At 44.2% G+C, this 6031-nt stretch carries 8 protein-coding genes; all 8 read left to right on the forward strand.

Annotated features, from left to right (window positions below; all coding sequences use genetic code 11):
• Nucleotides 1-79 precede the first annotated feature (79 nt).
• The 8 genes from JGK36_RS12825 (at nt 80) to JGK36_RS12860 (ending at nt 5866) form a co-directional block, all read left to right on the forward strand.
• Nucleotides 80-577 (forward strand): DUF29 domain-containing protein, encoded by a 498-nt coding sequence (locus JGK36_RS12825; RefSeq protein WP_293180348.1) that lies wholly within the window; start codon nt 80-82, stop codon nt 575-577.
• 74 nt (nt 578-651) lie between these two features.
• Nucleotides 652-1191 (forward strand): Uma2 family endonuclease, encoded by a 540-nt coding sequence (locus tag JGK36_RS12830; RefSeq protein WP_293180345.1) that lies wholly within the window; start codon nt 652-654, stop codon nt 1189-1191.
• A gap of 135 nt (nt 1192-1326) precedes the next feature.
• Complete coding sequence (locus tag JGK36_RS12835; RefSeq protein WP_293180342.1) at nt 1327-2508, forward strand: GTPase; 1182 nt, start codon at nt 1327-1329, stop codon at nt 2506-2508.
• 203 nt (nt 2509-2711) lie between these two features.
• Nucleotides 2712-3257, forward strand: a complete 546-nt coding sequence (locus JGK36_RS12840) for a Uma2 family endonuclease (protein ID WP_293154866.1) — start codon at nt 2712-2714, stop codon at nt 3255-3257.
• Nucleotides 3258-3503: 246 nt separating this feature from the next.
• Entirely contained in the window at nt 3504-3821 is a 318-nt protein-coding gene (locus JGK36_RS12845; protein ID WP_293180336.1) for a 2Fe-2S iron-sulfur cluster-binding protein, read from the forward strand.
• Between the two features lie 65 nt (nt 3822-3886).
• On the forward strand, nt 3887-4078 hold the full coding sequence (locus JGK36_RS12850; protein WP_293180527.1) for a hypothetical protein: 192 nt from the start codon (nt 3887-3889) through the stop codon (nt 4076-4078).
• Entirely contained in the window at nt 4075-5241 is a 1167-nt protein-coding gene (locus tag JGK36_RS12855) for a DUF3326 domain-containing protein (protein WP_293180333.1), read from the forward strand. Before JGK36_RS12850 ends, JGK36_RS12855 begins: the two co-directional genes overlap by 4 nt.
• A 31-nt stretch (nt 5242-5272) precedes the next feature.
• Entirely contained in the window at nt 5273-5866 is a 594-nt protein-coding gene (locus JGK36_RS12860; RefSeq protein ID WP_293180330.1) for a CPBP family intramembrane glutamic endopeptidase, read from the forward strand.
• Nucleotides 5867-6031: the final 165 nt, after the last annotated feature.

A 6031-nucleotide genomic window follows, 5' to 3' on the forward strand; every position in this document is an offset into this window, starting at 1 on the left:
GGTTTCTTGACCCCACATAGCGATAAATTATCGAATATGTTAGACTTATGTCTAGAGAAGAGAAAGGGAGTCAAACAAAATGACAACTATCCAATCAATGACAACTGCAATAACATCCCTTTATGAACAGGATTTTTATCTGTGGTTACAGACAACAATCAACTTATTAAAAGAGGGTAAGTTTTCTGAAATAGATTTAGAGAACTTACTAGAGGAACTCGAAAGCATGGGGAGAAGCGACAAGAATGCTTTAAAAAGCAATTTGAGGGTACTTTTAATGCACTTACTTAAGTATAAATATCAGCCAGAAAAACGAACCAATAGTTGGGTGTACACCATTCGTGAACATCGTAAACGCATCGGAGATACCTTCAAAACCAGTCCGAGTTTGTATCGTTTTTTTGAAGAGATTTTTAATGAATCTTATCAAGATGCTAGGGAATTAGCCGCAGATGAAACAGGTTTATCTATTCAAATATTTCCCCCAGAGTCTCCCTTTACTGAAGAAGAAGTTCTTAATCCTGATTTTTTACCGCCTGAGTGCGATATGTCTGAAAATCCTGAAAATATTGAATAATTGAATCAGATATCCTTCTCTGTACTGATCGGTCATAATAGGATCAGTGAATATGCAAAAGCGAGGAAATAACTATGGTCGCTGCTACTGTCGCACAAAAGCATTTTACTCTAGAAGAGTTCATGGCTAATCCCCTCGATCACATGGAATGGGTGGATGGTAAAATCGTAGAGAAAAATGGAGCCACGCTCAAGCATGGTAAAATTCAATCAACGCTGGGTTGTTCTTGGTCAAATTACAGAAATTTAAGCAAAGAAAATGGTGATTTTTATATTTCACCACCTTGCCACACTAACCAAAACATTCGCCGTCCCGATGTCGCTTATCTCACACCCGAATTAGTCGCACAATTTGGTAATCTTGCCACTTTACCCCAAAGTTTTCCTTTAATTGCCGAAATAGTTTCACCCACCGATATCGCTGAGGATGTCTTTCTCAAAGCACAGGAATATTTAGAATCTAGCTGTCAGGAAGTCTGGTTAGTTTTTCCAGAAAGTCATTTAATATTTGTGATGACTCAAAATCAAATATTAACATTTCGAGCGGGTGATACCGCTAGCACTCAACAAATTCTGATCGGTTTTAGCATTGAGGTCGATCGCCTGCTAGCTTAAACATCAAACTAAATTGCTACAATATATTTGAGACTCCTCAGTCCGCGTAGGCGGACTTCGTTTGTATAGCCCCGAATTCTATTCGGTGGTGTTTATTTAATCCAGATTCGATATCCCACCATTCTAGAAAACGCCATGTCAAACGACTTTTCCTTAGACGAGCTTTTAATCAACAGTTACGATGCCTTCAAAGACGCAGAAAATGATGTGGGACAGTGCAATGTTTTAGTCATTGGCAAAACCGGTGTCGGTAAAAGTACCCTGATTAATGCAGTTTTTCGCCAGCGCTTAGCAGAAACCGGAGTCGGCCGCCCCGTCACTCACGGTATCCGCCAATATACTAAACCGAATTGCCCGATCGCAGTTTACGACACTCCTGGACTTGAACTCAACGCCGAACAAATTAAAATTATTCAATTAAACGTTGCTAAACTGATTGAAGACCAAAGACTTCTGCACCCCAAAGAACACATACACGTCATCTGGTACTGCATCAATCACGGCGCAAATCGAATAGAATCCGTGGAAGAAGGCTGGCTAAGAGAAATGGAAATCATGGATGTACCAGTTATTTTAGTGCTCACTCAAACTACATCGAAAAAACCGAGCGAGTTTTTCAAGCAACTGGAACACATGAATTTGCCAGTCAGTCAAATTATCCCAGTCATGGCTGAACCAGAAGAGATTGATGAGGATTATACAGTAAAGTCTCACGGTTTAGATAAGTTGGTTGATGCAACTTTTCAACTGCTGCCGGAAGTAGCGAAAAAAGCCTTTGTTAAAGAACAAATTGCCAATATTGGACTCAAATCTGATATGGCATTTAAGTATTTAAGTGCCTATGTTGCCGGTTCTGCGATTATCGGTGCAACTCCTGTGCCGTTTGCTGATGCGCCAATTTTGATGACGATGCAAACGGCAATGATTGCTAATATTACTGTGATTTTTGGAATGCCCTTTGATAAGGGATTTATCTCGGCGATGCTGTCTGCTATTAGCGGTGCTGGTGGGGTGACTGCTGTTGGTAGAAGTATTGTGACTAATTTGATTAAAATGATTCCGGGTGCGGGTACAATTGTCGGTGGTGCTATCTCCGGTGCAACGGCGGCTACTCTGACGCTGGCTCTTGGTTTGGCTTATATTGAAGTTCTGAAAGCTTATATGAAAGCTCAAGTTAATGGTGAACAGCTTTCTTTGCAGCAGTTGACTAAGATGTTTGTGGATTTGTACAAGGATTATGCGTCGTCGGGGCGCAAAACTTTGAAGGATGATAATCGGAATCAACCAAAACCTCCTAATCAAATTAATATTGATTAAATTGGGCATGGGGCATTGGGCATGGGGCATTGGGCATGGGGCATTGGGCATGGGGCATTGGGCATTGGGTGAGTTTCAATTACCAATTACCAATTACCAATTACCAATTACCAATTACCAATTACCCATTACCAATTACCCATTACCCATTACCCATTTCCAAAGATTGCTATAATATTATTGAATTCTGCAAAAGGGAGTCAATGGCTATGGTAATGACAGCCGTTTTATCAGAAAATGTTTCTCTAGAAGACTTCATCGCTAGTCCCCCCGACGATATGGAATGGGTGGACGGGCAAATATCGGAGAAAAATGGAATGACAGTAAAACACAGTAGAATCCAATCTAGACTAGATTTTTCTTGGAGAAGTTACAAGATATCTAGCGGACAAGGGGGCGAAGTTTATACTGAAGTTCCTTGTCGTACTGACAGGCGAGTGCGTCGCCCTGATGTTGCTTATCTGACTGCTGAACTTGTTGCTGAATATGGCGATGTTCCTACTTTTCCTCAAAGTCCGCTGTTAATTGCTGAAATTGTTTCTCCTACTGATATTGCGGAAGAGATTTTTTTGAAAGCACAAGAGTATTTGGATTCTGGTTGTCTGGAAGTTTGGATTGTTTTTCCAGAAAGTTGCTGGATATTGATAATGACTCAAACTCAAAAGTTAGCGTTTAATTCCGGTGACGTAATCAGCACTCAGTTAGTGCTGCTGGGTTTTAGTGTTGCGGTTGATGAGTTGTTGGGTTGAAGGCAGAAATTAGTTATTAAGTGAGTGAACATATATTGCGTGTCATTACAAAGAAACCGGGTTTTTACAGAATTTAAGGGCTGCAATCAAGTATTTTTGTAAAAAACCCGGTTTCTAGGCCCCCGTGCGTAACTCCTATAAATTTTGTCAACTTGCACCAAATCACCAACAGCGGTACAATGTTTTCTGCTTTGTTTGCAAATCTACCGTAGATTCCAATTGGGAATTAAAACCAATAATTGAAATATGTCTCAAACTTACACTGTTGAATTACTCCACCAAGGCAGCACTTATACCGTAGAAGTGCCCGAAGATCAACCAATTCTGCAAACTGCGATCGCCGCGGGGATTGATTTGCCCAACTCTTGCAATTCGGGGGTTTGTACTACTTGCGCTGCTAAGGTGGTTGAGGGTCAACTTAAGCAGGTTGATTGCATGGGTGTTAGTCCCGAACTTCAGGCTGAAGGTTATGTGTTACTTTGCGTTTCTTTTCCCCGATCGCACTTGAAGATAGAAACTGAAAAAGAAGACATTGTTTACGATCGCCAGTTCGGTAAATCCTAGGACTAAGCTAAAATTTACGTAAGTACCCAAGTACCGATCGCGGTAAAACCACTATGGATCGCCCCATGACCACCCATTTCATTTCCGCAGAAGTAGACCTCCGCGATACGGCCGAAGAACTGCACTCAGCTATTGAAATTGAACTGCAAAAACACGGCGAACCCCTGCGCTGGGCCGTTACAGACGTGGATGTCGATCGCCAAAAGGCTCTGGTAGAAGGCTACGTGCTCGTGGAAGCATCCCCCGTAGCAGCGTGAAGCCCCGCCCTTTAACAGTGGTTTTGATAGTCCCCACAGGCGTTGGAGCCTCGATTGGGGGCTTTGCAGGCGATGCGCTGCCCGTTGCTAGGGCGATCGCCCAAATTTCTGATACGCTAATTACTCACCCCAACGTCCTCAACGGTGCTCAACTTTATTGGCCGATACCTAATGCGCTTTACGTCGAAGGTTACGCCCTTGACAAATTTGCAGCCGGATGCTGGGGCCTGCAACCGGTACATCAAAATCGCATCGGCTTAATCATGGATTGCGCGATCGAACCTGAGTTACAATTGCGCCACTTGCAAGCCGTTGATGCTGCTAGAGCTACATTGGGTTTAAACATAACTGATTGTATTTTGACCGATCGCCCCCTGCAAGTAGAATTACGCATTTCAGAATCAGGGGCATCCTGGGGGACGATCGGCAATCCCGACAGTTTACTGCGCGCCGCCGACAAATTGATCGCACAAGCAAAAGTCCAGGCGATCGCAGTTGTGGCCAGATTTCCCGACGATGAAGGTAGCGTCGCCCTCGAAAACTACCGCCGCGGGAAAGGAGTCGATCCCCTCGCAGGCGCGGAAGCAGTCATCAGTCACCTCATTGTCAGAACATTTAAAATTCCCTGCGCCCACGCCCCCGCCCTGTCGCCACTTCCCCTCGATCCACATCTTTCGCCACGATCGGCTGCGGAGGAAATCGGTTATACTTTCTTACCTTGCGTGCTTGCAGGGCTTAGCAAAGCACCGCAATTTGTCACTCCTGGTGTGGGACAGGCATCTTGCTTACCACAGGTATTGGGCGGACAAGATGCCCGCCCCACAAGAGAGAACTTCCATGCAAACAGGCGAAATTTCGATTCGGTATCCCAGGATTTGTGGGCGGATCGAGTCGATGCGGTGGTAATACCGGCCACAGCGTGCGGCGGTAGTGCTATTCTGAGTTTGAGCGGGCGATCGACAGTACAAATTATTGCTGTGGGTGACAACAAAACCCAGATGCAAGCTTCCCCAGAAAAACTCGGAATCAAAGCTTTGCAGGTAAACTCATATTTAGAGGCGATCGGCGTATTGGTCGCTTTACGAGCCGGCATTAGTCCAGCTTCTTTGGGTGCAGACATCTCCTCCCTGCGGTGTTTGTCTGACTCAACTCAACAAATCTAAAATCTAAAACCTAAAATCTAAAATTGATTAAGTGCCAGAAAAACTTCCCGAAAATCCAGAAATTGAACCGTTGACGCGCACTCAGGTTTTAGTAGCAATGGGCGTGACAGCAATTATGTTGCTGGCGGTAGCTAAATTGTGGTTGATATTTGGATCGGTATCGCTTTTGCCCGTCAAATTGATCGTCATGGATTTGTTCAAAGGATTGGCGATCGGACTGGCAATTACAGGCGGTAGTGCGATCGTATATCAACTCTGGCCCGGTTATCGCCGGAGTGCAGACATTTACTTGGAAGTAGTGCTCAAACCTTTGTTTTGGCCGGATTTAATTTGGCTGGGACTGCTACCCGGACTTAGCGAAGAATTGCTATTTCGAGGCGTGATGCTGTCTGGTTTGGGATTGAATGTGACCGGTTTAGTTTTATCGAGTTTTTGTTTCGGCATTCTGCACTTGGGAGGAATGGATCAGTGGCCTTATGCTGTTTGGGCGACGGCTGTGGGTTTCCTGCTGGGTTACAGTGTTTTAGCTACTGGCAATTTGTTAGTACCAATTACAGCTCATGTCTGCACGAATTTGATTTCTAGCTGTGTTTGGAAGTGGGAACACAATATGGTGAAACGGTAGGGCGATCGCACAGATTGGTTAGTAGTGAGGACTTCAGTCCGCATCAATCCAAGGACTAAAGTCCTTACTACGAACCTTTGGTATTTGTTTGTAGTGAGGACTTCAGTCCGCAGAAATTAAAGGACTAAAGTCCTCACTACGAACCTTTGGTATTTGTTTGTAGTG

Source organism: Microcoleus sp. PH2017_35_SFW_U_B, from assembly GCF_020737865.1.
Lineage (GTDB): Bacteria > Cyanobacteriota > Cyanobacteriia > Cyanobacteriales > Microcoleaceae > Microcoleus.

Coding starts and splice junctions, on each gene's coding strand:
- JGK36_RS12835 (WP_293180342.1), top strand. CDS start 1,327: ATGTCAAACGACTTTTCCTTAGACGAGCTTTTAATCAACAGTTACGAT.
- JGK36_RS12830 (WP_293180345.1), top strand. CDS start 652: ATGGTCGCTGCTACTGTCGCACAAAAGCATTTTACTCTAGAAGAGTTC.
- JGK36_RS12840 (WP_293154866.1), top strand. CDS start 2,712: ATGGCTATGGTAATGACAGCCGTTTTATCAGAAAATGTTTCTCTAGAA.
- JGK36_RS12845 (WP_293180336.1), top strand. CDS start 3,504: ATGTCTCAAACTTACACTGTTGAATTACTCCACCAAGGCAGCACTTAT.
- JGK36_RS12850 (WP_293180527.1), top strand. CDS start 3,887: ATGACCACCCATTTCATTTCCGCAGAAGTAGACCTCCGCGATACGGCC.
- JGK36_RS12825 (WP_293180348.1), top strand. CDS start 80: ATGACAACTATCCAATCAATGACAACTGCAATAACATCCCTTTATGAA.